The following is a 2,485-nucleotide window of genomic DNA, read 5'->3' on the forward strand; positions in this document are numbered from 1 at the left end:
ACTAACCGGTCCCCTTAACGTTCCAGCACCGGGCAGGCGTCAGTCCGTATACATCGTCTTACGACTTCGCACGGACCTGTGTTTTTAGTAAACAGTCGCTTCCCCCTGGCCTCTGCGACCCCCACCAGCTCACACAGCAAGTGCGATCACCAGCGAAGGCCCCCCTTCTCCCGAAGTTACGGGGGCAATTTGCCGAGTTCCTTAACCACAGTTCACCCGATCGCCTTAGTATTCTCTACCTGACCACCTGAGTCGGTTTAGGGTACGGGCCGCCACGACACTCACTAGAGGCTTTTCTCGGCAGCATAGGATCACCCACTTCGCCACAATCGGCTCGGCATCACATCTCAGGATACATAAGAGGCGGATTTGCCTACCTCTTTCCCTACATGCTTACCCCAGGACTACCATCGCCTGGGCTGGGCTACCTTCCTGCGTCACCCCATCGCTTACCTACTACCAGTTCAGGCCAGGCGTTCAGTCTCACCCCAAGCCCGAAGGCATACAGGGGACTTAAGGACCCTTAGTATCACTGGATTCAGTATTGGCGCATCGTAGCGGGTACGGGAATATCAACCCGTTGTCCATCGACTACGCCTGTCGGCCTCGCCTTAGGTCCCGACTTACCCTGGGCGGATTAGCCTGCCCCAGGAACCCTTGGTCATCCGGCGCAGAAGTTTCTCACTTCTGATTCGCTACTCATGCCTGCATTCTCACTCGCACGGCCTCCACAACTGGATCACTCCGCTGCTTCAATGGCCGCACGACGCTCCCCTACCCATCCACACACCTAGACAGACAAGCTGCCAGACTAACGTGTGAATGCCACGACTTCGGCGGTGTACTTGAGCCCCGCTACATTGTCGGCGCGGAATCACTTGACCAGTGAGCTATTACGCACTCTTTCAAGGGTGGCTGCTTCTAAGCCAACCTCCTGGTTGTCACTGCGACTCCACATCCTTTCCCACTTAGCACACGCTTAGGGGCCTTAGTCGGTGGTCTGGGCTGTTTCCCTCTCGACTACGGAGCTTATCCCCCGCAGTCTCACTGCCACGCTCTCACTTACCGGCATTCGGAGTTTGGCTGACGTCAGTAACCTTGTCGGGCCCATTAGCCATCCAGTGCTCTACCTCCGGCAAGAAACACGCGACGCTGCACCTAAATGCATTTCGGGGAGAACCAGCTATCACGGAGTTTGATTGGCCTTTCACCCCTAAACACAGGTCATCCCCCAGGTTTTCAACCCTGGTGGGTTCGGTCCTCCACGCGGTCTTACCCGCGCTTCAACCTGCCCATGCCTAGATCACTCCGCTTCGGGTCTACAGCATGCGACTCAAACGCCCTCTTCAGACTCGCTTTCGCTACGGCTCCCCCACACGGGTTAACCTCGCCACACACCATAACTCGCAGGCTCATTCTTCAAAAGGCACGCAGTCACATCACAAACAAAGGACAAGTCCCTCGTTTACGCTCCTACGGCTTGTAGGCACACGGTTTCAGGTACTATTTCACGACCCCTCACCGGGGCGCTTTTCACCTTTCCCTCACGGTACTTGTTCACTATCGGTCATCAGGGAGTATTTAGGCTTACCAGGTGGTCCTGGCAGATTCACACAGGATTTCTCGGGCCCCGTGCTACTTGGGATCCCCTCCAACAGTCCAACCAATTTCGCCTACCCGACTCTCACGGTCTACGGCGCCACTTCCCAGAAGCTTCAGCTATCGGAAGGATTTCTAACTGTTCACGGTCTCGGCAGAAACCGTAAGAGGGTCCCACAACCCCGTAAACGCAACGCCTGCCGGCTATCACACGCCTACGGTTTAGCCTGATCCGCTTTCGCTCACCACTACTCACGGAATCACTAATTTGTTTTCTCTTCCTACGGGTACTGAGATGTTTCACTTCCCCGCGTTACCACCAACCGCCCTATACATTCAGGCGGAGGCAACACCACATGACTGGTGCTAGGTTTCCCCATTCGGACATCCCCGGATCAAAGTCTGGTTGGCGACTCCCCGGGGCTTAACGCAGCCTCCCACGTCCTTCATCGGCTCCTGATGCCAAGGCATCCACCGTGTGCCCTAAAAAACTTGGCCACAAAGATGCTCGCGTCCACTATGCAAATCTCAAACAACAAACAGCGACCCACCACCCCTGCCACCAACACCCACCCATGCTCCGCGCGGAAGAACCACACGAACCACCAAGGCAAGCCGGTCTGACAGATGATCAGCCCCGCATGAGGGTCAAACAGACAGCAAGCCCACCTCTCAGCGGGCCCGCCCTGATGTCCGTTTCCTCAGGACCCAACAGTGTGTTCACCCCAGCCGAACCCCTGACCCGACGTTCCCACTCCCCGCCGTCCCGTGAAGGACGACCAGGCGGTACTGACCGGTCAGCGAGTCTTGCTGGACCGAGTAGCCAGTGCTCCACTAATGAGCTGCCGAGCGTGAGACGTTCGCTCACGAACACGACGTGGACCCC

1 rRNA gene is annotated in these 2,485 nt (G+C 56.9%); it reads right to left on the reverse strand.

What is annotated here, in order from left to right:
* Positions 1-2,097 (reverse strand): 23S ribosomal RNA (locus AB0G16_RS38435); the annotation flags it as partial.
* Between the last annotated feature and the right edge of the window lie 388 nt (positions 2,098-2,485).

Origin of the sequence: Streptosporangium sp. NPDC023615 (assembly GCF_040640155.1) — a bacterium.
Lineage (GTDB): Bacteria > Actinomycetota > Actinomycetes > Streptosporangiales > Streptosporangiaceae > Streptosporangium.